The organism is Phyllobacterium endophyticum (genome assembly GCF_003010935.1).
Taxonomy (GTDB): domain Bacteria; phylum Pseudomonadota; class Alphaproteobacteria; order Rhizobiales; family Rhizobiaceae; genus Phyllobacterium; species Phyllobacterium endophyticum.
On sequence record NZ_PGGN01000002.1, the window covers coordinates 1,014,455 to 1,037,683 of the forward strand.

Below are 23,229 nucleotides of genomic sequence, written 5' to 3' on the forward strand. Positions count from 1 at the left end.
GCTGGAGGATTGGCGATGGCCTCATCATTTGCCGAGAAAAAGACGCTCCTGTTCCGCCGGCTGAAATATATGCTTCGCCGGCCCAAGCCGCCGATGCTGGCGGCACCATTCAATGGGCCTGTTGTCGTCGTCGGCTCGGCGCCTGTCTCGCACATTCCAGTGGATTTCGACCGGACTTTCCGGGTCATCACGATCAATGGCTCGCAGGCGGTGACCAGAAAGTGGGGCATCGCGGTGCCCGACATCACATTCATGCAATATAGGCAACTCGACGGCCTGAATACGAATGCGCTCGAAGTTCGGCGCGTGCTGAGGGGCGAGCGCACCGGGATGCTGTATGTCCTCCTGTGGCGCAAGGGGATGAAAAGCCTCAACGAGCATCTGAAAGCATTCGACTTCAGCTATGACCGCGTTCAGATCGTCAATCGCTACGAGCGCATTGCACTGGTCGAAAAAGTTTGCGGGCTGCAAGTGTTCGAACTGGATGCCATGTCCAAATGTTCGAACGGTGTGATTGCAGTACTCTTCGCGCTGCTGAATGGCGCAACCGACGTTATCATCAGCGGCATAAATCCGAATTCGACGGGCCATGTCTACAACCAGGAGAACCTGTCGCGGCTGCACGTGCAGATGGACAGCGAGATGTTGCTGGCGCTGGTGCGTCAAGGATATCCCGTATACACGGCCGATCCGGAAGTTGCGCAATCGGTCGGACTGCCTCTCTGGAAAGGCAAGGCCACCGCCACAAACCTCACCGCGTCGACCGGAGCCGCGGAACATATGCGGTGAAGGCCCGTTATAGCTCCCAGCAAGAACAGGAGCTTGAGATGGCAATCTTTTCCAGGAATACCGACGATATCCAGGACGACGTAGAGGCGCAGATTGCCGCCTTGCGCAGAGAAATCTCCAAGTTATCGGCCAGCCTCTCGGACCTGAGCTCGGAACGATTTGACGATATCAAGCGGACTGCCTCAAGACAGGCTCGCTACGCCGCCGACACAGCAAAAGAAAATCCCGTTGCGACGGTAGCGCTCGTTGCCGCCGCCGCCCTGCTGATAGGGCTCTTTTCACGCCGTTAACAAGGACGCTCCCGATGGATGAAATCACCGAAGGAATGCAAGGCGACACGGACAAGTCAGCCGCAAGTGACGCGGACAGGGAGGCGCTGAAGCGCCAGATCGCCGACCTGAAGCGCGATCTGGCGGCAGTAGCCAGGACCCTGTCGGATCGTGGGATCGATTTTATCGACAATCTTTCAGATGACGATCGTGAAAGTTCGCGTTTCAGCGAGTTCAGGCATCGAGGCGCCCGTGCAGCCAGCGCCTTTGGGCATGGCGCTAGGAAAATCGCCGACACGCCAACCCAGAACTCGATTTCAACCCTGATGATCATCGCCGGTCTGGGCGTGGTGATCGGCATGCTGGCACGCTAAAAAAATTTTGGTTCGGACGGAACTCACGCAACGTTTCCGCGTTTGAGGTGAACTGGTCCCCCAACCAGCTAGGCTGCAACCCCACAGCCAACCCCGAGTCCCAGCTCTCACTCAGTGGGAGCTGGGCTTTTTTTGTGGTTCAACGAACCTGGTCGAGCAGGCGCTTGCATTCGAGCAGGTCAAACAGAGTTTCCTGAAGAAGCGTACGATTGTCCTTGGAAAGCCGCTTTCCATCGGCGGCAACCGGACCTTCGTCATCGCTCCTGATCAGACCGAACAAGCGCCTGCCCTGTGGCGCGGACTTGGAGGTGCCCATTACGGCGGCCTCTTCATCCGCGTCGACGCGATCCTGCTCGGCTGCAAGGGCTTCCTCCTGCCGGGCTGATGCCTGCTTCTGCTGGCTGATCGCCTCGGCCGCCGCGGTATCGCCGCTGCCAAGCGCAATGATGAACTGCGTGCCATTTTCGCGCAGGAGTCGCTGGACACCCTTGATCGTATAGCCCTGATCATAGAGGAGGTGACGGATGCCTTTCAGCAGATCAACGTCCAGGGGCCGGTAGTACCGCCGTCCGCCGCCACGTTTCATTGGTTTTATATGCGTGAAACGCGTTTCCCAGAACCGCAGCACATGCTGGGGCAGATCGAGATCTTCGGCTACTTCGCTGATGGTTCTAAATGCGTCGGGACTCTTGTCCATGATTTCACCCTCTCAGGAGAAATTCTGATTCGACCTCTATATCAGCGATTTACTGACCATTTTTCAAGCGCCACGCCAGATTATACCACGTTAATGTGGGATAAGGAGCGGAAAACGTCCAAATGGAATGCTCTGCCGGCGGTAATTCGCGCGCAAGGAAGATTGGCTCTCGCAGGGTCCATGCTTCCGGCCGATAGATGGCGAAACCAGTGGAACCGGCACGAAATTACCCGGCCCACTGGTCGAAATGCGAAAAGTCCGACCAGCGGGTGCGGGCTTGTTGGATCAGGCTGTCTTTTTCTTGCGCGTCTGGTGCGAGCGCAGGATTCGCTGCTTCAGCACGTTCGACGCTTTGAAAGTCATGACCCGCCGCGGCAGGATCGGAACCTCTTCCCCCGTCTTGGGATTGCGCCCAATCCGCTCATTCTTGTCTCTTACCTGGAACGTGGCGAAAGAAGACAGTTTCACTGTCTCGCCACGCACGATTGCGTCACATACTTCGTCGAGAATTGTCTCGACGAGCGAAGCTGATTCAGTCCGCGAAAGCCCTACCTTGCGATAGACTGCTTCAGCCAGATCAGCGCGCGTAATGGTCTTACCCCCCATACGATCTCAAAGCTCTCGTTTGTTGCAAAACTAGCTGGTGACAGCGGAAGTTACAGAATGAAAACCGATCGGGCAAGCAGCTTGGAGAAGTTCCTGAACGAATTCAATGCCCAACCCCGATTACTACCACCGTAGCAGAACTGCACCCCACGTAAACCCCCCACCCATGGCTTCGAGGAGGACCAGATCGCCTTGCTTGATGCGGCCGTCGCCGACGGCGGTTGCGAGAGCTAAGGGTACTGAAGCGGCTGAAGTATTTCCATGTTGGTCGACAGTGATGACGACCTTCTCCGAAGGGAGTTCAAGCTTCTTCGCAGTAGCATCGATAATGCGCTTGTTGGCCTGATGCGGCACGAACCAATCGATGTCGGCGGCGGTAATTCCGGCCTCGGAAAATGCCGCTTCGATGACGTCCGTCACCATGCCTACTGCATGTTTGAAAACTTCCCTTCCTTCCATACGAAGGTACCCGACCGTTTGGGTCGAGGAGGGTCCGCCGTCTACATATAGTTTCTGCTTGTGCGATCCATCCGAGCGCAGATTGGCGGTGAGAACGCCGCGATCCGAGGTCAGCCCCCGGCCCTCGCCTGCCTCGAGCACGACGGCGCCGGCACCATCACCAAAGAGGACGCATGTCGTGCGATCTTTCCAGTCGAGGATTCGCGAAAAAGTCTCCGAACCTATGACGAGAACGCGCTTGGCCATGCCGCCGCGGATATAAAGATCGGCGGTCGTGATCGCATAGACAAAGCCGGAGCACACGGCCTGCATGTCGAAGGCAAAGCCATGCGTCATGCCAAGGCGGGCCTGGATATCGACCGCCGATGCCGGAAACGTATTGTCCGGCGTCGATGTCGCGACGATGATCAAATCGATATCGTCCGGCGTCAGACCGGCATTGTCCAGAGCCGCACGCGCTGCGGCCTCGCCGAGGGAGGCTGTCGTCTCGCCCTCGCCGGCAATGTAACGCTGGCGGATGCCAGTGCGCTGGACAATCCATTCATCGCTCGTTTCAACGATGCCTTCCAGATCAGCGTTCTTGACCAGGCGCTCCGGTTTGGCCGCCCCTATACCTTTGATTACCGATCTGATCATTTAGTTTCCTGCTCTGTCTCGGCCTCTGCGTCGGCTTCTGGCTCGCCCTTGAAGGCGACACCGACCGGGCTTTTATGGAAATGGCTAAGGTCTGCAGCGATCTTGTCCAAAAGTTTGTTGTGGGCCATGTCGTATCCCACATCGATGGCCGAGGCAAAGCCGAGCGCATCGGTTCCTCCATGACTCTTGATAACGACACCATTGAGGCCAAGAAACACGCCGCCGTTGGTTTTGCGCGGATCCATCTTCTCGCGCAGGCGGTCGAACGCCCCCTTGGCGAATATATATCCGATCCTCGCCATCAACGTACGGCTCATGGCCTCGCGCAGATATTGAGCGAACTGCTTGGCAGTGCCTTCGGCGGCCTTGAGCGCAATATTCCCGGCAAAACCTTCGGTCACGACGACATCGACCGTACCTTTGCCGATGTCGTTGCCTTCGACGAAGCCATAATATTCCAGGCTGGGCAGCGGGATTTCTCGCAGGATTCTCGCCGCATCCTTGACGTCGTCCTGTCCCTTGATCTCCTCGACGCCCACATTGAGCAATCCGATCGTCGGCCGCTCGATATCGAAGAGCGAACGCGCCATTGCTGCACCCATGACCGCGTAGTCGACGAGCTGCTGGGCGTCGGCCCCGATCGTGGCGCCGATGTCGAGAACAATGCTTTCGCCGCGTGATGTCGGCCAGATGCCGGCTATTGCGGGACGCTCGACATTTGCCATGGTGCGCAGGCAGAACTTCGACATCGCCATCAGGGCGCCGGTGTTGCCTGCAGAAACGCAAACGTCAGCCTCGCCCGTCTTGACCGCCTCGATGGCGCGCCACATGGATGATTTCCAGCGACCGTTGCGCAGGGCCTGGCTCGGCTTTTCGTCCATTCGAACGGCAACGTCACAATGGTGGAACGTCGACGCATTGGATAGTGCCTGATGCCGGTCGAGAACCGGTCTAACCTCGTCTTCACGCCCAAATACCACGAACCTGATATCAGGATGACGCTCCAGCGCCGTTGCCATGCCGGGGATGACGATCTCGGGACCGAAATCACCGCCCATGGCGTCGATAGAAATTCTGATCACTCTGGATTGTCCCTGTCCTGTTCAGTGCATATGCTTATCCGGGCGGCATTACTTATGCCGAGGACATGGCTCCAATCAAGTCTTCTGTTTCCAGTCCTTCAGGGTGGCGAATGGATTGGCCGGCTTTTCGGACCCATCATCATCCCCGATGCTTACCACAACAGGAGGCGCGTCCACGACGTCCGGTTTGCGCGGATAGGGATCGATCGCAAGTTCGAAAAACTCCTCGGCGATCGCACCCGCATCGAGCCTGTCGCCGGTGAACGTCTCGGGCGTATCGGGACCCTCGGCGCTGATGACGAGTTCGCCATTTTCATCCAGAGGCGGACGGGCGAGCCGCGAATTCTCAGGCACGAACAGCGTATCAATCTGCGCCTCGACAGTAGCATCGATGGGATCCAGAGTGACGATACATGCCTGCACGATCTGTGCGTTGACTGTGCCACGGACGCGGATTCCGTCCTTTTTCCATGGCACGATCTGCAGGTCAGCCTTGAAGGATTTTACATCTTCGAGTTCGTGAAAGGTACGCAGTGCCTCGCGTTCCTTCTCGTTGGCGTCAATCTTGACGGTGATGCCCTTCGACGGCAGCCGGTTCACAGCAACCGGAAAGCTCAAGGCGCCGTCTGAATTTCTTGTCATTGCTTGCTTCCTTCCCGGCCCTGTCCTGCCTGTTGAGCGCCGGCATCGGGAAATACCACGTTACCGCTCGCGAGAACATCATCCGTCTGGCTTTCCAATTGAAGGACCACACGGTCGACGTAGTCTGCCAGCAAGTCAGCGCCCTTCCAATTGTCACTGTCGGGACGAATGTTGCGTGCAAGCGCGGCAACAAGCGCCGGGCGATCATTGTCATGCAGCGCTTTATCGTAAGACTCGATGCGACCGTAGAACATACGCGCCAGCTTCTTCATGCGCTTGGGTACACCCGAGTCGCCGATGCCAAGCTCACGCAGGGAATGATCGACGTCCCTGAAGAACTCGTCCGTCACTTCCTGACCGATTGCTTTCAATGCCGGGCTCCGCCCCTTGATACGCCGAACGAACAGGAAAACATGCAGCGAGAGCATTTCGTACCGGCCAAGCGGCGAATCCGGCACGTCGAGGTCAGAATAAAAATATGGCTGCCGCGCCGCTGCCACGATCGCATCGTAGAGGGCAATAGTAATCGCCTCATTTGCTTTGGCCTTGCGGCTAAATAGACTGAGAATCATAGGGTTGTGCCTTAACTTGAGTCCTTCATGCAACACGAGTCGCGTGTTGCATCGGACTTCAAGGTGGTTTACCGAAGTTCTGCGGGCAGCGAAAGACTTGCGCCCAGTTTGAAATGGAGATGTCGTTGCTGCAGCGGATTTTCAAGACCGGTTGTTCAAGGGAATACCTTCTCGCCGGTACATTTTTATTGGCTACAGGGCTTGCTGGCTGCAATACCGCCAATCTCAACCCATCCGAGACACTGACCCAAGGTTACGTCCTCGACGACAAGGCGCTGGAATTTGTTCCCGTCGGCTCCAGCCGCGAACAAGTTATCCTGTCGCTCGGCAGTCCTTCGACGACCGCAACGTTCGATAACGAAGTTTTCTACTATATTTCGCAGAAAGCTCACCGCAGCGTCGCGTTCATGCAGCCCAAGGTGACAGAGCGCCGTATCCTCGCCGTCTACTTCGACAAGGACAGCAAGGTCGCCAGCATTTCCAACTATGGATTGCAGGACGGCAAGGTGTTCGACTTCATTTCCCGTACCACGCCGACCGGCGGCAAGGATCTTTCGTTCCTTGGCCAGTTGTTGCAAGGTGTCGGCAAGGCTCCCGGCGTCCCGGCTGCCGGCGGGACGCCCACAGGCGGCGCACCAGACTGATTTCATGCAAGAGTGAAAACAAAAAACCCGCGAAACGTGTTTCGCGGGTTTTGTTTTCGAAGTATCTGAACTCAGTGTGCGAGCACCGCCAGCAGCAGCAAGGCAACGATGTTGGTGATCTTGATCGCCGGGTTGACCGCCGGCCCTGCGGTATCCTTATATGGATCACCAACAGTATCGCCGGTCACGGATGCCTTGTGTGCTTCCGAACCCTTCATATGCCGCGTACCGTCCTTGTCGACGAAACCATCCTCGAAGGATTTCTTGGCATTATCCCACGCGCCGCCGCCCGAGGTCATGGAAATGGCAACAAAAATGCCGTTGATGATGACCCCGAGCAGTGAAGCGCCCAAAGCCGCAAACGCGGACGCTTTCGACCCGGATATCAGCAACACGCCAAAATAGACGACAAGTGGTGCCAAGACCGGCAGCAGCGATGGAATTACCATTTCCTTGATGGCCGCGCGAGTGAGGATATCCACCGCCCGCGCATAGTCAGGACGCTCGGTTCCCTGCATGATGCCAGGCTTTTCCCGGAACTGGCGGCGCACCTCCTCGACCACGGAGCCCGCGGCGCGGCCAACGGCCGTCATCGCGATGCCGCCAAAGAGATAAGGAATGAGGCCGCCGAAGATGAGGCCCGCAACCACGTAGGGGTTGGAAAGCTCGAAGGAGACCGCACCTATGCCCTTGAAGTAGGAGAACGCCGTCGCGCCCTCCTTATTGGCTTCCGCGATGAAGAACTGCAGATCATTGGCATAGGCGGCAAACAGAACCAGAGCGCCCAGACCCGCGGACCCGATTGCGTATCCCTTGGTTACCGCCTTGGTGGTGTTGCCAACCGCATCGAGCGCATCGGTGGATTTGCGTACCTCCGGATCAAGACCCGCCATCTCGGCGATGCCGCCGGCATTGTCGGTGACAGGGCCGAAAGCATCGAGAGCCACAATCATGCCGGCAATACCGAGCATCGCCGTTACCGCTATACCCGTGCCGAACAGACCGGCGAGCTGGTAAGTGGAGATGATACCGCCGACGATGACGAGCGCCGGCAGCGCAGTCGATTCTAGCGACACAGCAAGGCCCTGAATAACGTTCGTCCCATGCCCGGTGACCGATGCCTGTGCAATCGAGTTGACGGGGCGCTTGTTGGTGCCGGTATAGTACTCGGTGATCACCACGATGAGGCCGGTGACGATCAAGCCAATCAGGCCGCAGATGAAAAGGTTGGCTCCGGTGACGACAGTCCCTGCGACGGTGCCGATTTCACCCCAGCCGATGGTCATCGATGTTGCCGCGCCAAGACCGAGGATTGACAAGAGGCCGGTCACGATAAGGCCCTTGTAAAGCGCGCCCATGATGGAATTATTGGCCCCGAGCTTGACGAAGAACGTGCCGGCGATCGAAGTGATGATGCAGGCGCCGCAGATCGCCAGCGGGTAGAGCATGACCGCGCCGAGGACGGGCGTTGCAGCAAAGAAGATGGCCGCAAGAACCATGGTGGCAACGATCGTAACCGCATAGGTCTCGAACAGATCGGCCGCCATGCCTGCGCAGTCGCCAACATTGTCGCCGACATTATCGGCAATCGTCGCAGGGTTGCGTGGATCATCCTCGGGGATTCCGGCCTCGACCTTGCCGACGAGATCACCGCCGACATCGGCGCCCTTGGTAAAGATACCACCGCCAAGGCGGGCAAAGATGGAAATGAGGGAGGCACCGAAGCCAAGGGAGACGAGAGCATCGATGACCGTGCGGTCGGCGGGCGCATAGCCCATTGGACCCGTCAGAATCCAGTAGTAGACCGATACGCCCAAAAGGGCCAGGCCGGCAACCAGCATACCCGTGATAGCACCCGACTTGAATGCGATTTCAAGCCCGGCGGCAAGACTGCGGGAAGCAGCCTGTGCAGTGCGGACATTGGCTCGAACGGAAACGTGCATGCCGATGAACCCGGCAAGTCCTGAAAGCACTGCGCCTATCAGAAAGCCGATTGCTGCAGTCCCGGTCAGAAGAAACCAGACTGCAATGAAGACAACGACGCCGACGATAGCGATCGTGGTGTACTGACGTGTGAGATATGCCTGTGCGCCTTCACGTATTGCGCCGGCGATTTCTTGCATGCGCGCATTGCCCTGGTCCGCCGCGAGCACCGACTTGGTGGCCCAGACAGCGTAGACGATGGACAGCAGACCGCAGGCAATGACCAAAAACAATATTGTCATGCCACTCCCTCAGATTTTGACCGGAAAACCCCTCCCCGGGTCAGGTTCGGTACGGCACACAAAAAATCTGCCAGGCCGGCAGAAACGCGACCGTATGTGTAAGGAGTAGCGAAGCAAATGTGAAAACGTCAAGGTCTTTCGCATCTTAGCAGAATGCTCGACGAAAGTAGGGCTAGGCGAATGAAGAGTTGAACGGCCTAAATGGAGGCGCTTAGCTATAAAAGGTCTGCGTGTGGAGGTTAAACAACGATCGCATCAAATTGTTTGCAACATTCTTGAATGGGTTGGGAGTAGCCGTGTTTGCAGTAGGAGGGTTGGCTCCGTTGATTTCAAGTTTCAATGGCTCGACAAGTCCGAGGCCACTGTTGCTGTTTACCAGCACCATCTGTATTCTCGGCGCTTTCGCCTTGCATATATCGCGAACGTTGTGGATGAGACCATGACCACGTTCCAAACACTCAGGCTTCTTGCGATACCTATCTCGGCTTTGATTTTTGGGCTCGTTGGTCGCTATATTATCGACAGGAACGCCAAGGAAAATACGCGCGAGCGCCACTAGCGCCGTGGGGCTTTGACGCCTTTGCTTTCACCGCGCAGTTCGAAGGCCAGCCGATCCAGCACCGCATTCACGAGCTTCGGTTCTTCTTCCGAATAAAACGCCTTGGCGATATCGACATATTCCGAAACGATGACTGCGGTCGGGACATCAGCCTTGTTCTTGAGTTCCCATATGCCGGCGCGCAGGATGGCGCGCAGTGTCGAATCGAGGCGTGACAACGGCCAGTCTTCCGTCAGGGCCTGGCGGATCATGGGATCCAGCGTCGTCTGGTCGGAAACGACCCCCGAAACAATGGCACGAAACCATTGCGGATCGGCATCCAGATATTGCTTGCCATCGACTTCCTTGCCGAGCCTGTGCGCTTCGTATTCGGCAACCACCTCAAGCACGCCGGTGCCTGCAACATCCATCTGGTAGAGAGCCTGAACCGCAGCCAGCCGGGCAACGCCACGTTTGTTCGCGGTCTTGATAAGCGGAGTTTGCTCGTCATTCGGAGAAGGCATGCTCAGGCTCCAAGCTTGTCCTTGAGGGCAATCATGGTCAGGGCCGCGCGTGCGGCAAAGCCACCCTTGTCCTTGTCTTCACGCCGCGCACGCACCCATGCCTGCTCTTCGTTCTCGACGGTCAAAATGCCATTGCCGATGGCAATGCTTTCCTCGACGGCAAGATCCATCAGAGCGCGGCAGGATTCATTGGCTACAATGTCAAAATGATAGGTCTCGCCGCGTATCACCGTGCCAAGCGCCACATAGCCATCATACTCGGTACCGCCATCTTCTGCACCATCAAGTGCGAAGGAAATAACGGCTGGAACTTCCAGCGCGCCGGGAACAGTGACGACGTCATAGGTGGCATTGGCCTCATCAAGAGCCAATTTGGCGCCATTCAACAGGGCGTCTGACAATTCTTCATAGAATCGCGCTTCCACGATCAACAGATGTGGCGCACGCGCCTTTTTCTTCGACATATTAGCTCCAAGGGAAACTGGTTGCGGATGATTGCCGCGCTGGTTCAGGTCCTAGGCTGATTTCGGATATTCTGCAAGCCGTGCGGCGTATCGCGCCATCTGGTCGATTTCGATATTGACCTTGTCGCCAGTTTTCCGATCGCCCCAGGTCGTTACTTCCAGTGAGTGGCGAATGAGCAAGACGTCGAACGCGTTGCCGTTGACGCCGTTTACGGTCAACGACGTACCATCGAGCGCGACAGATCCCTTTTGCGCGATGAAACGCGCGAGGTGTTCTGGTACCCGCAGCGTGAAACGGACAGCATCACCCTCGTCTTCACGCCTGATGATTTCCGCCATCGCATCGATATGGCCGGAAACGAGGTGACCGCCCATCTCATCACCAAGCTTGAGCGAGCGCTCGAGATTGATGCGCGTCCCTGTCTTCCAGCCTGAAATCGTGGTGAGGCGCAATGCTTCTTCCCATGCCTCGACCTCGAACCAGCGGGCATTGGTTCCTCGTTCCGGGAGCGTCGTCACGGTAAGGCAAACACCGGAGCATGAAATGGATGCGCCAATCTCGATCGTCGCCGGGTCGTAGTTGGTCTCGACACGCAGCAGGACGCCCTCGTTGAGCGGCTTCACCTGACCGATCCTGCCGACATCCGTTACAATTCCCGTAAACATCCGCGTTTCCCTAGAGAGGTCTGATGTATTCGCTGTAGCGGTCGCTACCGAAGCGATATTCATGTGACAGGTTGAAACCACGAGCGATATGGGAGCGCAGCTCAGGAACTACAACCCCGCCGTCATTGCCGATTGCAGCCGGACCTTCGAACAGGGCGAGGCGATCGACCAGCCCCTCCTGCAGAAAAGAGCTGGCGACGGTCGCACCACCTTCAACCATAAGCGTTGCGATACCTTGCGCCGCGAGATCGTCCAGCAATTCCGGCAGCGCCGTCGCGCCACAGTCCGTTTCGGTAGCGAGGATCCGGCAACCGGCAGCTTCCAGAGCCTGGCGTTTCATGGGGTCCGCGCCTGCACTGGCAGCGATCCAGACAGGGACGGTGGCTGAGGTTGTGACCAGTGCGCTCGGAAGCGGCAGACGAAGCTGGCTATCGAGCACAATACGGATGGGAGAACGGGATTCGAGGCCGGGCAAGCGGCATGTGAGCAGTGGATCATCAGCAAGAACAGTCCCTATGCCGACGAGAATGGCGTCCGACTCTGCCCGCATGAGATGGACCTGCGCGCGCGACTCCGCACCGGTAATCCCTACCTGCCCGCCTCCCCTAGTGCCGATAAAGCCGTCGCGAGAAAGTGCAAGCTTCAGAGTCACTTCCGGCCGTTTCTTCGAAGATCGAATCAGATAGCCGGCGAGATAATCTGCGGCTTCCGCGCGCAGCACGTTTTCTTCCACCTCGATTCCGCCGCTACGCAGGATAGCATAGCCCCTGCCCGCCACGCGCTCGTCCGGATCGCTGGCAGCCGAGACAACCCGCGCCACACCCGCTGTCACCAGTGCATTGGCGCAAGGAGGGGTTCGTCCATGATGGGCACATGGCTCAAGCGTGACGTAAGCGGTAGCGCCCCGGGCTCTTTCACCAGCTTCGAGCAGAGCCTGTGTTTCCGCATGAGGACGGCCGCCAAGAGCAGTGACGCCGCGGCCGACGATCACGCCATCCCTGACAATGAGCGTCGCCACAGACGGATTGGTTCCCGTCAAGCCCTGATGGCTGCGCGACAAGCGAATGGCCGCCGCCATGTAGCGGCGATCAAGATCGGAGACTGCCATTTGGCTCATTCGTCCTTGATGGGCTCGGGGATGACATCCCCGGCGGTGATTTCATCGATCACATCGTGGAAGTCCCTCGCCTCGCGGAAATTGCGATAGACCGAGGCGAAACGGATATAGGCTATATCGTCGATGCCCTTCAGCGCGTCCATGACCAGCCGGCCGATCTCGTCAGAGCTGACTTCGGGCTCACCCGAGCTTTCCAGCTGGCGGACTATGCCGGACACGGCACGCTCCACCCGCTCCGGATCCACCTGACGCTTGCGAAGGGCGATCTCGACCGAGCGCATCAGTTTGTCGCGATCGAATGCAACCTTGCGACCGCTCTTCTTGACAACGGTGAGGTCCCGAAGCTGTACACGTTCGAAGGTGGTGAAGCGACCGCCGCAATCCGGACAGACGCGACGCCTGCGGATCACCGCCCCATCTTCGGCGGGGCGGGAATCTTTCACCTGAGTGTCTTCGGATTGGCAATAGGGGCAACGCATCGATGAGCTTTCTGAACGCGATTCTAAAATCGCTGCAAAGATAGTGCGTTTCGACGTGAGATTAAAGCGTAGCCCTCTTCATAATCGAACACCCACCCTCCGTCATTTCGGTCACGCGAGGTCAGACCCCGCGGATGACGGAGGGCCGACTTGTTCTAGTCCAGATAGGAATAGAGGGGGAAGCGATCCGTCAGCGTCACAACCTTCTGCTGAACGGCTTTCTCGACCGCAGCGTTACCCTCGTCGGAATTGGCGACCTTCAGCCCGTCCAGAACCTCGGAGATCAGGTCGCCGATTTCGGCAAACTCCTTAGCGCCGAAACCACGTGTCGTACCAGCAGGCGTGCCGAGGCGGACTCCCGACGTGACGAAAGGCTTCTCCGGATCAAAGGGTATACCGTTTTTATTGCAGGTGATATTGGCGCGTCCGAGCGCCGCTTCCGCACGCTTGCCAGTGGCGTTCTTCGGACGCAAATCAACCAGCATCAGGTGATTGTCCGTGCCGCCCGACACGATATCGAGGCCATTGTTCTTCAATGTCTCGGCCAGCGTTTTCGCATTGGCTGCAACATTTTGGGCATATGTCTTGAATTCCGGCTTCAACGCCTCACCGAAGGCAACCGCTTTCGCAGCGATGACATGCATGAGGGGGCCGCCCTGAAGACCCGGAAATACTGCCGAGTTCATTTTCTTGGCGATTTCCGGATCATTGCTGAGGATCATTCCGCCGCGTGGACCGCGCAGGGACTTGTGCGTCGTCGTGGTCACGACATGCGCGTGGGGGATCGGGGACGGGTGAACGCCGGCCGCAACGAGACCGGCAATATGCGCCATGTCGACCATGAGATAAGCGCCGACCGCGTCGGCGATCTCGCGGAAACGCTTCCAATCCCAGATACGCGAATAGGCGGTTCCGCCTGCGAGGATTAGTTTCGGTCTGGTCTCGTGCGCCTGCTTTTCGATCGCATCCATGTCGAGGAGGTGATCGTCCTGTCTTACGCCATACGACACGACCTTGAACCACTTGCCTGACATATTGACGGGCGAACCATGGGTGAGATGGCCACCGGAATTGAGGTCAAGGCCCATGAAGGTGTCGCCCGGCTGCAAGAGGGCGAGGAAAACGGCCTGATTCATCTGGCTGCCGGAATTCGGCTGCACATTGGCGAACTCGCAGCCAAACAGCTGCTTGGCACGCTCGATGGCCAATTCTTCGGCGATATCAACGAACTGGCAGCCGCCATAGTAGCGCTTGCCTGGATAACCCTCGGCGTATTTATTGGTCATGATCGAACCCTGCGCTTCAAGCACCGCGCGCGACACGATGTTTTCCGATGCGATCAGCTCGATTTCGTGACGCTGACGGCCAAGTTCCTTGCGGATCGAGCTGAAAATCTCCGGGTCGATCTCTTCTAGCGATGCGTTGAAAAAAGTATCTGCATTCGACATGGTGACAGGACCCTCATTTGCCGGTGGGGAATTCAAAAGGTAATCGCGGCGCATTATCATACTTAAATGGTCGAGGCCAATGGCCGGTTGGCGAAAAGCTTTAGCTCGAAACCGCCACTGAACTCTCAACCCTCGACCAACTTCGCCACCGGCCATATGGAGCCGAATTCTCGGATGCTCCTCGCAAAACAAAAAAACCGCCCGAAGGCGGTCTTTTCAAAACAACGAACTTCAACCGATCAGGTGTTCGTTCCGATCGATAACGCCGCCTGCCCGTCGCGCTCATAAATGTCGTCGCGCAGATGGACGACGCCGTCACCCGTCGACCAAGCACTGACATAAACGAAATGCAGAGGCACGGGGTTGGTGACTGCGATCGGCGTATTGACGCCGGTCTTGATAGTGGCCTCCATCGTCTGCCGATCCCAGCCAGGCGTGTCGCGCAACAGCCAGACGTTGAGGTCGCGCACGTTCTGCACACGCACGCAGCCCGACGAATCGAAGCGCATGAGCTTGTTGAAAATGCCCTGCTGCGGCGTGTCATGCATGTAAACAGCGTATGGATTGGGGAAGTTGATCTTCGTCGAGGACATAGCGTTGATCTTGCCCGGATCCTGACGGAACATCAGTTTCATCGCGTCGTCAGTGTTCCAGTCGACCGTCTCTGGCGCAATCTCCTCACGCGTCTGCTCATTGAACAGCCGGATCTTGTTGCGCGTCAGATAAGTCGGATCCTTGCGCATCAACGGGATGATGTCTTTCTGGATAATCGACTTCGGCGCCGTCCAGTAAGGATTGAGAATGACTTCCTGAATCTTCGAATCGAGAATTGGCGTCTGCCGGTCGATCTTGCCGACGATGGCCGTATGACGTTGGGCGACACGGCCGGCTTCCACGGCCTCGATCTGTGCTGCCGGAATGTTGACCATGACATAGCGTGCGCCCTGATCTTCGGTGGCGAGCTTGCGCAGACGCTCGAGATTGGTCTGGAGCTGACCGAGGCGGATATCGGCCGGCACATTCATTGCGGCGAGCGAATATTGCCCCATGACGCCATCGGCAGGCAGACCGTGGCGGGCCTGGAACCGCTTGACCGCAGCATCGACATAGGTGTCGAACGAATTCGACAAACCGGCCGTTTCGGCAAGGTCCCCGGAGATCATCAGGCGCTTGCGCATGGCAGGCACAGAGGGATCGACGACGCCAAGCTGCAACTTTACCGTCGGCTGCACACTGGGCCAGCCGCCATTGCTGACAATCTGGCTGTACGTATTGATGGCGCTCTCGGTGAAGGAAACCGTCTCCGGGCTTGCGATCGGCTGGAACCCTGCGACCTTCGCGCGTGTCGTCGAGCGGGCGTCGAACTGGTCGTCCCAATTGCCACGGCGCGGGGCGGCAAGAATCTCGCCAATATCCGTCTGCTGTGCAAAGGCTGAGGTCGCGATCGAAGCAAGACCAGCAGCCGCCACGCCAGTCAGGAACGAACGGCGATCAAGTGCTGCTGAGGATTCATTTTTCTTCATATTGTCCAACCCAACTGGAAATCTGGCGTCAACCCGCTGTTTTCAAAGGATTACAGCACCGGTCGCGAAATTATCAGGAACGTTCTTAACAAACAGCAACATTCGCGTTGATCGCGCAATCGTGATGGTTCGACGCCGACAGCCCTCTCCGGCTTGCTTATGGAACTTCCCGAATATGCTGTGCCATTTCCATGGCTTTATGGCGGATTGATGACTGGGTACCTCCGGCGTCGATAACTCCAAAAACCCGGCGGAATCCGACTAAAGACGAATTGACGGAGCACATTAGTTATAGGAATATCATCCTTTATTTAAGGGATTTTATTCATGAATGTTTCTGACACACCGGAATACGCAATCCTTCGTTTGAAAGATCAAATAGCGGGCAACAGGGCTGTCCTTACAGCATATCGGCTGGGGCCTTTATCGGAGCGCGGCCTTCGAACCTACCGCTTCGTGGAGACGGAACAAGCGCAACTGGAAGAAGAGCTTCGCTTGTTGGAACTGGGCACACTCGACAACAAGTATGACCCCAACCAGCCCCGCGTACCCGCTGGAAATTCCGATGGGGGCAGTGGAGTGATGCTGGTGGGTCAGGAGGGGGTATAGGAGTTAGCCCACAAGGCAATTCGCCTGATGCTATCGCGCGCCCACGGACAACAGAGACAGCCAGGCGACCTGTGATATTAGCTGGCAACAGCGGCATGCCCGGCGACAATGTTCGGGCAAACAAGCAAGTTGGAAGCATATGCTCGGCGTTGAAGTTGACTAAAGATCAGAGAAGAGAGCTTCACAGTGCAGTTAGCGGGCAAAATCTCAGCTATCAGGAGATCAAGCTGCTAGCGATCCAAATGTTTTGCAATTAGACCACCACAAATATATCGGAAAGAATATTATGCAATCACTGCCAAACGATCCAGCCAATATTACCGACGCCTGCCAAGCTATCATAGGCCAGCCGGTCTGGGGCATCCACCAAGGCCACGGTACAGCATTATTTGTAGAATTTGGTGATCCCCACCTGATCGTTCGTGAGCCGTACAAGGCACTATCGAACGCGAACGAAAAGATGAGACGCAGGGCCGCACAGCGGCAAATTACGTTGAGTGGTCGTTGGAGCTTTCTCGTTTTTCCAGGGACGTGGTTGCTGCAACAGGACGGTCTCTCTATCGGATCTGATGATGTGCAGACCGTGGAACGCGATGCTCGACTGTCCGAATTCAATGGTCAGTATCTGGAGACGGTAGCGTTTGACCCCGCAGCAATCGAACTTCGATTTACCTTCGACCTCGGTGCGACGATGATTATTGGACATAACCCCGAGATTGATGACGAGCTCTTGCTTTTCACACCAAAAGGCGGACGAACATTGGGGCTGCGGTCAGATGGTATTTTGACGATGGACATCGGAGCTTAGATCATATCAATCTATGAAACTCCTTGGCTCTGAACAAACAAAGCCCGCCTTCGTTTCGCACGAAGCCGGGCTTTTGCTGAGGTCGTCCGCGCATTTCTACATGCGGTAAGCGATAGAGTCGTTCCAGAAGCGGTCGAGGCGCTGCAGTGCCTTGTTCATCGACTGGAACTCCTCTGCCTTGATGCCACCGACATGTTCGATCGATGCGACATGGCGTTCGTAGAGACCCGCGACCAGTTCCGCAACTTCCGTCCCCTTTTCAGTCAGGCTGACCCGGACCGAACGGCGGTCGGTGCGTGAACGTTCATGGGAGATGAAGCCGAGCTCGACGAGTTTCTTCAGATTGTAGGAAACGTTCGAGCCCAGATAGTAACCGCGGCTGCGCAATTCGCCGGCGGTCAGTTCCGCATTGCCGATGTTGAAAAGCAGCAATGCCTGGATGGCATTGATGTCGCTCCGGCCGTTGCGATCGAATTCATCCTTGACCACATCAAGCAGACGACGATGTAACCGTTCGACCAATTGAAGTGCTTCAAGATATAGTGTGCGCAATGCTGTATCACTTGGTGTTGTACGCTGGCTTTCACCAGACTTTCTCTGTGTGTTGTTCATGGTATCTGCCTCACTGTTGTTTCGGTGTATTTTTCTCACCGTTGAGGACACACTATCGAATACGCATAAAATTCGACTTAAAACACAGACTTAACAGTGCGTTACCGCGAATGAATCAATTTCTACCTTAATGAAGACTTACTTGGATGCTGTCTGCCGCAAAGCCGGACGGAAAACCGGTGCCCACTTTTCTCGCGCTTTGCTTTCTGTCTGCCGCAAGGCCGGACGGAAAACCGGTGCCCACTTTTCTCGGGCTTTGCTTTCTGTCTGCCGCAAAACCGGACGGAAAACCGGTGCCCACTTTTCTCGGGCTTTGCTTTCTGTCTGCCGCAAAGCCAGACGGAAAACCGGTGCCCACTTTTCTCGGGCTTTGCTTTCTGTCTGCCGCAAAGCCGGACGGAAAACCGGTGCCCACTTTTCCTGGCTTTGCTTTTAGCGGATCGGCATCGCCTGCTGGCGCTTCTGCCAGAAAAGCACGACGCGGAAGACAAGATATACCAGCGCCACGCATCCATGGATGATGGCGATTTGCGGCCTATAGAAGAAGTAATTGGCGAACACAGTGAACATCAGCGTTTCGCCCAGTGCGGCGACAAACCAGATTACGGGGCCCCAGGACACCATCATCCATAATCCTGTCGACGCCACGGGATAAAGCATGGCGAGGGAGACCGTCGCCACCTTCCACTGCCAAGGCATCAAATCGAAGCGCCAAAGCAATCCTTCGTAGTAACCGCTGAGTTGCGCCCAATAGCCGACCCCGGCGACGAGGCAATAGATCGACACAAGCCGCAAGAACCAGACAAAGCCAGTCTGAGCCATTGTCGAGTCAAATGGCAGATGGGTCGGCCTGTCGCTCATGTGTTTTTGTTCATGTCAGTTGCAATTCCCGCTCGCCCAGCGATGCGAAATAGGCATCGACCATTTCGGGCGTTATATCGTCTATCTTCGCGGGCTGCCACACGGGCATATTGTCCTTGTCCACAAGAAGCGCGCGCACGCCTTCATAGAAATCGTGGTTCTCTAGCATGCGGCACAGAATACGGTATTCCATCTGCATACATTGATCCATGTCGAGATCGCGACCTTCTTCGATCTGCCGGAAAGTCACATGCAGGCTCGTCGGAGAACGCGTCTTGATCAGATCGAAAAGTTTCTGCGCCTCCTCGTTTCCGTTCGCTCCCGCCGCCGCAATGCGGATCAAACACCCTCCCAGGCTTTTTGAATCAAACAGAACGCCAATCAGATCCCGGGTTTTTTCAGGAGTTTCGTAGTCGGGGTTTATGGTCTTGCCGCGCAATGCCATTTCAGGGTCGCCGGATCTGATGAGGCTGCGCCGCAGCCGATCCTTGTCTTCGGCCTTGATGGCATGGGTGGCGATGCCACTTTGAAGACAATCGCCCTGGCGTATCCGGTTACCGGTCAAGGCGAGATATGTGCCGAAATGTTCCGGAAGATGCGGAAGGAAGGCGCTTCCCCCAACATCGGGAAAAAAGCCGATGCCGACCTCCGGCATGGCGAAGACGATATTCTCCGTGACGATCCGGTACGAACCATGGACGGAAATTCCGACGCCGCCGCCCATGCAGATACCATCGATCAGCGATATGTAAGGTTTGGGAAAGTGGCGGATATAAGCGTTCAGGCGGTATTCGTCGGCGAAGAATTCGTATAGCGGCTGCCCGGCCCGGCCTGCATGATAGACTGCGAGGATATCACCGCCGGCGCAAAATGCCCGGCCCTCGCCCTCGACCAGCACGCAGTGGACATCAGGATCGCTCGACCACGCAACAAGCGCATGATGCATGGCATTGACCATAGTCCGCGTCAGCGCATTCAAGGCTTTCGGTCGCGTCAGGCGAATAAGACCGGCCTTGCCGCGGCGCTCGAACACGACCTGCCCCTCGCCGCCAAAATCGATTTCCATGCACCCTCCGGATTGTTGTGACAGAGGTTAGAAAACTCTGGCGTACCGCGTCAATGGATCACATCTGCGGCCGTGCATCTTGGTCAACACGGCGTTCCCTGTTAAAACAATTCCAAACAACGAGGAAATGCCATCGTTCGGCTGAGCAATCATGAACAAACATCCAACGTTTGAAACCCGCGCGCCAAGATCCGTAGATGAAATCACGCAAGGCCGCCGTTTACGGCGTATGCGCAAGGCCGATTGGTCACGCCGTCTCGTGCAGGAAAATCAGCTGACGGTCGACGATCTGATCTGGCCGATATTCCTGTGTGAGGGCACGAACCTTCGTGAGGATATCAACGCCATGCCAGGCGTCCAGCGTTTCTCCGTCGACATGGCGGTACGCGAGGCTGAGCGCGCCGCAAAGCTCGGCATTCCGGCGATCGCCACGTTTGCCAATATCGATCCGGACCAGCGGGACGATGCGGGTTCCGGTATTCTCGATCCCGACAATCTGATCAACCGCGCTACAAGAGCGATCAAGCATGCGGTTCCGGAAATCGGTATGATCACCGATGTCGCGCTCGATCCATTCACCAGCCACGGACATGACGGTATCCTGCGCGACGGCATCATCGTCAATGATGAGACAGTCGAGCAGATCGCGCAAGGGGCCGTGCTCCAGGCGGCAGCGGGGGCCGATATCATTGCGCCGTCGGACATGATGGATGGCCGTATCGGCGCCATTCGCGATGCGCTGGACCGGAACGGCTTTCAGGAAGTTGCTATCATGGCCTATGCGACAAAGTTTGCCTCGGCATTCTACGGTCCCTACCGTGAGGCGATCGGCACGTCAGGGCGGCTGAAGGGCGACAAGAAGACATATTATATAGACCCTGCAAACGCCGATGAGGCAGTGCGTGAAGCTGAACAGGATCTCGCCGAGGGCGCAGATTCGCTGATGGTAAAGCCCGGCCTGCCCTATCTGGATATTATTCGCCGGCTGAAGGATACATTCGCCGTGCCGACCTTCGCCTATCAGGTATCGGGCGAGTACACGATGATCAAGGCGGCAGGCGCCAATGGCTGGATCGACGAAGAGCGCGTCATGATGGAAACGCTCCTTGCCTTCAAGCGCGCCGGTTGCGACGGGATTTTGACCTATTTTGCGCCCATCGTGGCAGAACGTCTCAAAGCCGGGCGTTGAAATCTTCTTGATATTTCGTTCTCGAATTCCCAAGTTCAGCGCAACGGCAAACTGCCGGCGCTTTTGAACGGGAAACGAAATGAACGCGAATACGCTTGATGGCGAAATTGTCACCAATCGCCTTGATGACTGGCGGATGTATCAAGGCGTGCGCACGAGCCGCATATTCGCCTTCCTGATCGACTATCTGATCGTATTCATCTTGTGCATTCCCGTTGCAATCCTCATCGGCGTCCTGGGTGTCGCAACATTCGGCATTGGCTGGATGTTGTACGGCATCATGTTTCCGGGTGTTGCACTGATCTACATCGCAACGACGCTCGGCGGACCACGCCAGGCGACGAAAGGCATGCAGATGATGGGGCTGAAACTGGAGCGACTCGATGGCAAGAAGATCGACGGTCTGCTGGCTATCGTCCACACCGTGCTGTTCTGGGGTCTCAATGTCGTGCTGACACCACTGATCCTCCTCGCAACGCTGTTTCTCGATCGCAAACGCACTGTCCACGATCTTTTGCTGGGCACGGTGGTTGTTCGCGCTTACAACTAAATCTCCGGGCGCCGGTCTGGCGGCCTTTTTCATCGGCTTTCAACATGTTGAACCTACGCCTTCCTGCGCTCGCGTTCGCGGCGCTTGCAATCTATGGGCTGGCTACCGTAAACGGCATCGCCGCGTCTCCTTCGGGGCGGTTTTGCGGTGAAGCGATTTCCAGCGGTGACTATCAGGACGTCGAAACCAATCTGAACATCGATGCGGATGGCCGCCTTTCAGGCACCTATGAACTCGAGGAACCGGACGGCCGCGTCGAGGGCACGCTGATTGAACACGCTCTTGAGCACGGGACCTCTCGGACCCTGGTCTGGACCGACAAATATGGAACCGGCCTGCTTTCACTCGAATTCTCCAGCAATTTTGACCGCTTCGAGGGAAGCTGGGGTGGCTCGGTCAACGGCAGGTTCGAGGCGCCCAGTCATTCCTGGAATGGCGTGCGCTGCCGCCTTGACCTGGCCGGTTGATATGCTGGTCGAGACATTCACATCTGAATACAATATAATTGAATTGACGTTTCAGGCGGTCGCAGGATTCTATAGCTAAAAAGACCGTCTCAGGACCATGGATGACCCACCAGCCGCAGCAATCACCGCAGTTCTTCCTGACAGCGCCTTCGCCCTGTCCGTACCTCGATGGTCAGCTTGAGCGCAAGGTCTTCACGCACCTCGTCGGCGGACGCGCCAGCGAACTCAATGACCTGCTGACACAGGGCGGTTTCAGGCGGTCGCAAAACATCGCTTATCGCCCGGCCTGTGAGAACTGCAGGGCCTGCGTTTCGGTTCGCATTCTTGCCGGCGAGTTCAAGCCTGACAAATCCATGCGCCGCGTGTGGAACCGCAACCGCGACCTGATAGGAAATATCCACCACGCCGAACCTTCGACCGAACAATATTCGCTGTTCCGGCACTATCTGGATGCGCGTCACAACAAAGGCGGGATGTCGGAAATGACGGTGCTCGACTATGCGATGATGGTCGAGGACACGCATGTGCCAACGCAGATCATCGAGTACAGGCGGCGCGGGCCCGACTCCTTCATCACCAAGAAGGGCGAAGGTGAACTGATCGCAGTCGCTTTGACGGACATGATGGGCGACGGGCTGTCGATGGTTTACTCATTCTTCAACCCGGAACATGCAAGCCGCTCGCTAGGCACGTTCATGATCCTCGATCATATACAGCGGGCCGCAGCCGCCGGTCTGCCACATGTCTATCTCGGATATTGGGTCGAGGGTTCGCGCAAGATGCAGTACAAGATTCGCTACAAGCCGCAGGAACATCTCGGCACAAAAGGCTGGGAACGCCAAGGATAGTGGTCAGCTTTGTCCCTGCCAATTTCACGCCACCCGCCGGCTTGGCCGGCCCTGGCTTCCGCCTCGAGCCGCTCGGGCCGCAGCATAATCTGTCCGATCATGCAGCCTGGTCGTCGAGCATTCCCCACATCCTCGCAACGCCGGGGTTCATCGACTGGCCGCCTCCGAACGGCATGACGAGCGAAGCCAATCTTGCCGATCTTGAACAACATGCCCGGGATTTTGCCGATCGCACCGGTTTTACCTATACGGTGCTGGAGGGGTCGCAGGTGATCGGCTGCGTCTATATCTATCCATCCAAGCAGGACCCGGCGCTGACGGTCGTAAGATCCTGGGTCACCGCCGACCGCGCATTTCTCGACGCGCCGCTTTACCAGGCGGTTTCAGCCTGGCTTGAAACGTCGTGGCCCTTCGAGAGGGTTGCCTACCGATAACTTTCCTAGACCTCGACAGGTGTTCCCGCTA

At 56.9% G+C, this 23,229-nt stretch carries 28 protein-coding genes; 11 read left to right on the forward strand and 17 right to left on the reverse strand.

The features are described 5' to 3' along the window. Window positions 1-15 precede the first annotated feature (15 nt). Genes CU100_RS12970 through CU100_RS12980 form a run of 3 tightly spaced genes read left to right on the forward strand, consistent with a single transcriptional unit; the run spans window position 16 to window position 1,432 of the window. The gene (locus CU100_RS12970; protein ID WP_106716948.1) at window positions 16-789 is read left to right on the forward strand and encodes a membrane-anchored protein; all 774 of its coding nucleotides are present in this window, start codon (window positions 16-18) and stop codon (window positions 787-789) included. A 38-nt stretch (window positions 790-827) separates the two neighbouring features. Next, a complete protein-coding gene (locus tag CU100_RS12975) occupies window positions 828-1,079 on the forward strand; it encodes a hypothetical protein (protein WP_146141843.1) in 252 nt (83 codons plus the stop codon). Window positions 1,080-1,093: 14 nt separating this feature from the next. Next, complete coding sequence (locus CU100_RS12980; RefSeq protein ID WP_106716950.1) at window positions 1,094-1,432, forward strand: hypothetical protein; 339 nt, start codon at window positions 1,094-1,096, stop codon at window positions 1,430-1,432. 139 nt (window positions 1,433-1,571) lie between these two features. Here the strand turns inward: CU100_RS12980 and CU100_RS12985 are convergent, their stop codons facing one another. The 6 genes from CU100_RS12985 to CU100_RS13010 all read right to left on the reverse strand — a co-directional run bounded on the left by CU100_RS12985 (window position 1,572) and on the right by CU100_RS13010 (window position 6,126). Beyond that, window positions 1,572-2,129 carry a MerR family transcriptional regulator gene (locus tag CU100_RS12985; RefSeq protein WP_106716951.1) on the reverse strand — a complete coding sequence of 186 codons (558 nt, stop codon included), beginning with the start codon at window positions 2,127-2,129 and terminating at the stop codon, window positions 1,572-1,574. Between the two features lie 285 nt (window positions 2,130-2,414). Next, window positions 2,415-2,735, reverse strand: coding sequence for an integration host factor subunit alpha (locus tag CU100_RS12990; protein ID WP_106716952.1), 321 nt, complete (start codon window positions 2,733-2,735; stop codon window positions 2,415-2,417). Between the two features lie 123 nt (window positions 2,736-2,858). Then, entirely contained in the window at window positions 2,859-3,830 is a 972-nt protein-coding gene (locus tag CU100_RS12995) for a beta-ketoacyl-ACP synthase III (protein WP_106716953.1), read from the reverse strand. Further along, window positions 3,827-4,912, reverse strand: coding sequence for a phosphate acyltransferase PlsX (plsX, locus tag CU100_RS13000; RefSeq protein WP_106716954.1), 1,086 nt, complete (start codon window positions 4,910-4,912; stop codon window positions 3,827-3,829). The genes CU100_RS12995 and plsX overlap by 4 nt, the downstream gene beginning before the upstream one ends. Window positions 4,913-4,987: 75 nt before the next feature. Further along, window positions 4,988-5,554 carry a YceD family protein gene (locus CU100_RS13005; protein ID WP_106716955.1) on the reverse strand — a complete coding sequence of 189 codons (567 nt, stop codon included), beginning with the start codon at window positions 5,552-5,554 and terminating at the stop codon, window positions 4,988-4,990. Then, window positions 5,551-6,126, reverse strand: a complete 576-nt coding sequence (locus CU100_RS13010; protein WP_106716956.1) for a ubiquinol-cytochrome C chaperone family protein — start codon at window positions 6,124-6,126, stop codon at window positions 5,551-5,553. Before CU100_RS13010 ends, CU100_RS13005 begins: the two co-directional genes overlap by 4 nt. Window positions 6,127-6,251: 125 nt before the next feature. Here CU100_RS13010 and CU100_RS13015 point away from each other — a divergent pair, with 125 nt between their 5' ends. Then, window positions 6,252-6,770, forward strand: coding sequence for an outer membrane protein assembly factor BamE (locus tag CU100_RS13015; protein ID WP_407070322.1), 519 nt, complete (start codon window positions 6,252-6,254; stop codon window positions 6,768-6,770). A 71-nt stretch (window positions 6,771-6,841) separates the two neighbouring features. On the opposite strand, the gene CU100_RS13020 is transcribed toward CU100_RS13015, so the two are convergent. The 8 genes from CU100_RS13020 to CU100_RS13055 form a co-directional block, all read right to left on the reverse strand. Continuing rightward, on the reverse strand, window positions 6,842-8,995 hold the full coding sequence (locus CU100_RS13020) for a sodium-translocating pyrophosphatase (RefSeq protein WP_106716958.1): 2,154 nt from the start codon (window positions 8,993-8,995) through the stop codon (window positions 6,842-6,844). A gap of 555 nt (window positions 8,996-9,550) precedes the next feature. Next, the gene (gene nusB, locus CU100_RS13025) at window positions 9,551-10,057 is read right to left on the reverse strand and encodes a transcription antitermination factor NusB (RefSeq protein ID WP_106716959.1); all 507 of its coding nucleotides are present in this window, start codon (window positions 10,055-10,057) and stop codon (window positions 9,551-9,553) included. 2 nt (window positions 10,058-10,059) lie between these two features. Continuing rightward, window positions 10,060-10,521 (reverse strand): 6,7-dimethyl-8-ribityllumazine synthase, encoded by a 462-nt coding sequence (locus CU100_RS13030; protein ID WP_106716960.1) that lies wholly within the window; start codon window positions 10,519-10,521, stop codon window positions 10,060-10,062. 51 nt (window positions 10,522-10,572) lie between these two features. Further along, window positions 10,573-11,187 carry a riboflavin synthase gene (locus tag CU100_RS13035; protein WP_106716961.1) on the reverse strand — a complete coding sequence of 205 codons (615 nt, stop codon included), beginning with the start codon at window positions 11,185-11,187 and terminating at the stop codon, window positions 10,573-10,575. 10 nt (window positions 11,188-11,197) lie between these two features. Further along, entirely contained in the window at window positions 11,198-12,295 is a 1,098-nt protein-coding gene (ribD, locus tag CU100_RS13040; RefSeq protein ID WP_106717261.1) for a bifunctional diaminohydroxyphosphoribosylaminopyrimidine deaminase/5-amino-6-(5-phosphoribosylamino)uracil reductase RibD, read from the reverse strand. A gap of 5 nt (window positions 12,296-12,300) precedes the next feature. Then, window positions 12,301-12,783, reverse strand: coding sequence for a transcriptional regulator NrdR (gene nrdR, locus CU100_RS13045; RefSeq protein ID WP_106716962.1), 483 nt, complete (start codon window positions 12,781-12,783; stop codon window positions 12,301-12,303). Between the two features lie 155 nt (window positions 12,784-12,938). Continuing rightward, window positions 12,939-14,231, reverse strand: coding sequence for a serine hydroxymethyltransferase (glyA, locus tag CU100_RS13050; protein ID WP_106716963.1), 1,293 nt, complete (start codon window positions 14,229-14,231; stop codon window positions 12,939-12,941). A 239-nt stretch (window positions 14,232-14,470) separates the two neighbouring features. Beyond that, on the reverse strand, window positions 14,471-15,754 hold the full coding sequence (locus CU100_RS13055) for a L,D-transpeptidase family protein (RefSeq protein WP_106717262.1): 1,284 nt from the start codon (window positions 15,752-15,754) through the stop codon (window positions 14,471-14,473). A gap of 327 nt (window positions 15,755-16,081) precedes the next feature. Here CU100_RS13055 and CU100_RS13060 point away from each other — a divergent pair, with 327 nt between their 5' ends. After that, the gene (locus tag CU100_RS13060; RefSeq protein ID WP_106716964.1) at window positions 16,082-16,363 is read left to right on the forward strand and encodes a hypothetical protein; all 282 of its coding nucleotides are present in this window, start codon (window positions 16,082-16,084) and stop codon (window positions 16,361-16,363) included. 286 nt (window positions 16,364-16,649) lie between these two features. Beyond that, window positions 16,650-17,171, forward strand: a complete 522-nt coding sequence (locus CU100_RS13065; protein ID WP_106716965.1) for a hypothetical protein — start codon at window positions 16,650-16,652, stop codon at window positions 17,169-17,171. Between the two features lie 96 nt (window positions 17,172-17,267). Here CU100_RS13065 and ldtR read toward each other — a convergent pair whose 3' ends face one another. The 3 genes from ldtR to CU100_RS13085 form a co-directional block, all read right to left on the reverse strand. Continuing rightward, window positions 17,268-17,783, reverse strand: coding sequence for a transcriptional regulator LdtR (gene ldtR, locus CU100_RS13070; protein WP_106716966.1), 516 nt, complete (start codon window positions 17,781-17,783; stop codon window positions 17,268-17,270). Window positions 17,784-18,215: 432 nt separating this feature from the next. Further along, a complete protein-coding gene (locus CU100_RS13080) occupies window positions 18,216-18,644 on the reverse strand; it encodes a DUF6163 family protein (protein ID WP_106716968.1) in 429 nt (142 codons plus the stop codon). Between the two features lie 10 nt (window positions 18,645-18,654). Next, a complete protein-coding gene (locus CU100_RS13085) occupies window positions 18,655-19,710 on the reverse strand; it encodes an enoyl-CoA hydratase/isomerase family protein (protein ID WP_106716969.1) in 1,056 nt (351 codons plus the stop codon). Window positions 19,711-19,861: 151 nt separating this feature from the next. On the opposite strand from CU100_RS13085, the gene hemB reads away from it, so the two are divergent. The 5 genes from hemB to CU100_RS13110 all read left to right on the forward strand — a co-directional run bounded on the left by hemB (window position 19,862) and on the right by CU100_RS13110 (window position 23,198). Beyond that, complete coding sequence (hemB, locus tag CU100_RS13090) at window positions 19,862-20,899, forward strand: porphobilinogen synthase (protein ID WP_106716970.1); 1,038 nt, start codon at window positions 19,862-19,864, stop codon at window positions 20,897-20,899. 79 nt (window positions 20,900-20,978) lie between these two features. Then, window positions 20,979-21,449 carry an RDD family protein gene (locus tag CU100_RS13095; protein WP_106716971.1) on the forward strand — a complete coding sequence of 157 codons (471 nt, stop codon included), beginning with the start codon at window positions 20,979-20,981 and terminating at the stop codon, window positions 21,447-21,449. A gap of 44 nt (window positions 21,450-21,493) precedes the next feature. Then, a complete protein-coding gene (locus CU100_RS13100; RefSeq protein WP_106716972.1) occupies window positions 21,494-21,916 on the forward strand; it encodes a hypothetical protein in 423 nt (140 codons plus the stop codon). A gap of 101 nt (window positions 21,917-22,017) precedes the next feature. After that, entirely contained in the window at window positions 22,018-22,764 is a 747-nt protein-coding gene (locus tag CU100_RS13105; RefSeq protein ID WP_106716973.1) for an arginyltransferase, read from the forward strand. Next, window positions 22,764-23,198 (forward strand): hypothetical protein, encoded by a 435-nt coding sequence (locus CU100_RS13110; RefSeq protein ID WP_210204090.1) that lies wholly within the window; start codon window positions 22,764-22,766, stop codon window positions 23,196-23,198. The genes CU100_RS13105 and CU100_RS13110 overlap by 1 nt, the downstream gene beginning before the upstream one ends. Window positions 23,199-23,229 lie beyond the last annotated feature (31 nt).

Bases quoted from the DNA above. Each gene is read 5' to 3' on its own strand.
- CU100_RS13035 (WP_106716961.1), bottom strand. From the start codon at position 11,187: ATGTTTACGGGAATTGTAACGGATGTCGGCAGGATCGGTCAGGTGAAG.
- nusB (WP_106716959.1), bottom strand. From the start codon at position 10,057: ATGCCTTCTCCGAATGACGAGCAAACTCCGCTTATCAAGACCGCGAAC.
- nrdR (WP_106716962.1), bottom strand. From the start codon at position 12,783: ATGCGTTGCCCCTATTGCCAATCCGAAGACACTCAGGTGAAAGATTCC.
- ldtR (WP_106716966.1), bottom strand. From the start codon at position 17,783: ATGAACAACACACAGAGAAAGTCTGGTGAAAGCCAGCGTACAACACCA.
- CU100_RS12980 (WP_106716950.1), top strand. From the start codon at position 1,094: ATGGATGAAATCACCGAAGGAATGCAAGGCGACACGGACAAGTCAGCC.
- CU100_RS13095 (WP_106716971.1), top strand. From the start codon at position 20,979: ATGAACGCGAATACGCTTGATGGCGAAATTGTCACCAATCGCCTTGAT.
- CU100_RS13105 (WP_106716973.1), top strand. From the start codon at position 22,018: ATGACCCACCAGCCGCAGCAATCACCGCAGTTCTTCCTGACAGCGCCT.
- ribD (WP_106717261.1), bottom strand. From the start codon at position 12,295: ATGGCAGTCTCCGATCTTGATCGCCGCTACATGGCGGCGGCCATTCGC.
- hemB (WP_106716970.1), top strand. From the start codon at position 19,862: ATGAACAAACATCCAACGTTTGAAACCCGCGCGCCAAGATCCGTAGAT.
- CU100_RS13085 (WP_106716969.1), bottom strand. From the start codon at position 19,710: ATGGAAATCGATTTTGGCGGCGAGGGGCAGGTCGTGTTCGAGCGCCGC.
- CU100_RS13020 (WP_106716958.1), bottom strand. From the start codon at position 8,995: ATGACAATATTGTTTTTGGTCATTGCCTGCGGTCTGCTGTCCATCGTC.
- CU100_RS13100 (WP_106716972.1), top strand. From the start codon at position 21,494: ATGTTGAACCTACGCCTTCCTGCGCTCGCGTTCGCGGCGCTTGCAATC.
- CU100_RS12995 (WP_106716953.1), bottom strand. From the start codon at position 3,830: ATGATCAGATCGGTAATCAAAGGTATAGGGGCGGCCAAACCGGAGCGC.
- CU100_RS13030 (WP_106716960.1), bottom strand. From the start codon at position 10,521: ATGTCGAAGAAAAAGGCGCGTGCGCCACATCTGTTGATCGTGGAAGCG.
- CU100_RS13055 (WP_106717262.1), bottom strand. From the start codon at position 15,754: ATGAAGAAAAATGAATCCTCAGCAGCACTTGATCGCCGTTCGTTCCTG.
- CU100_RS13065 (WP_106716965.1), top strand. From the start codon at position 16,650: ATGCAATCACTGCCAAACGATCCAGCCAATATTACCGACGCCTGCCAA.
- CU100_RS12975 (WP_146141843.1), top strand. From the start codon at position 828: ATGGCAATCTTTTCCAGGAATACCGACGATATCCAGGACGACGTAGAG.
- CU100_RS12990 (WP_106716952.1), bottom strand. From the start codon at position 2,735: ATGGGGGGTAAGACCATTACGCGCGCTGATCTGGCTGAAGCAGTCTAT.
- CU100_RS12985 (WP_106716951.1), bottom strand. From the start codon at position 2,129: ATGGACAAGAGTCCCGACGCATTTAGAACCATCAGCGAAGTAGCCGAA.
- glyA (WP_106716963.1), bottom strand. From the start codon at position 14,231: ATGTCGAATGCAGATACTTTTTTCAACGCATCGCTAGAAGAGATCGAC.
- CU100_RS13010 (WP_106716956.1), bottom strand. From the start codon at position 6,126: ATGATTCTCAGTCTATTTAGCCGCAAGGCCAAAGCAAATGAGGCGATT.
- CU100_RS13005 (WP_106716955.1), bottom strand. From the start codon at position 5,554: ATGACAAGAAATTCAGACGGCGCCTTGAGCTTTCCGGTTGCTGTGAAC.
- CU100_RS13060 (WP_106716964.1), top strand. From the start codon at position 16,082: ATGAATGTTTCTGACACACCGGAATACGCAATCCTTCGTTTGAAAGAT.
- CU100_RS13080 (WP_106716968.1), bottom strand. From the start codon at position 18,644: ATGAGCGACAGGCCGACCCATCTGCCATTTGACTCGACAATGGCTCAG.
- CU100_RS12970 (WP_106716948.1), top strand. From the start codon at position 16: ATGGCCTCATCATTTGCCGAGAAAAAGACGCTCCTGTTCCGCCGGCTG.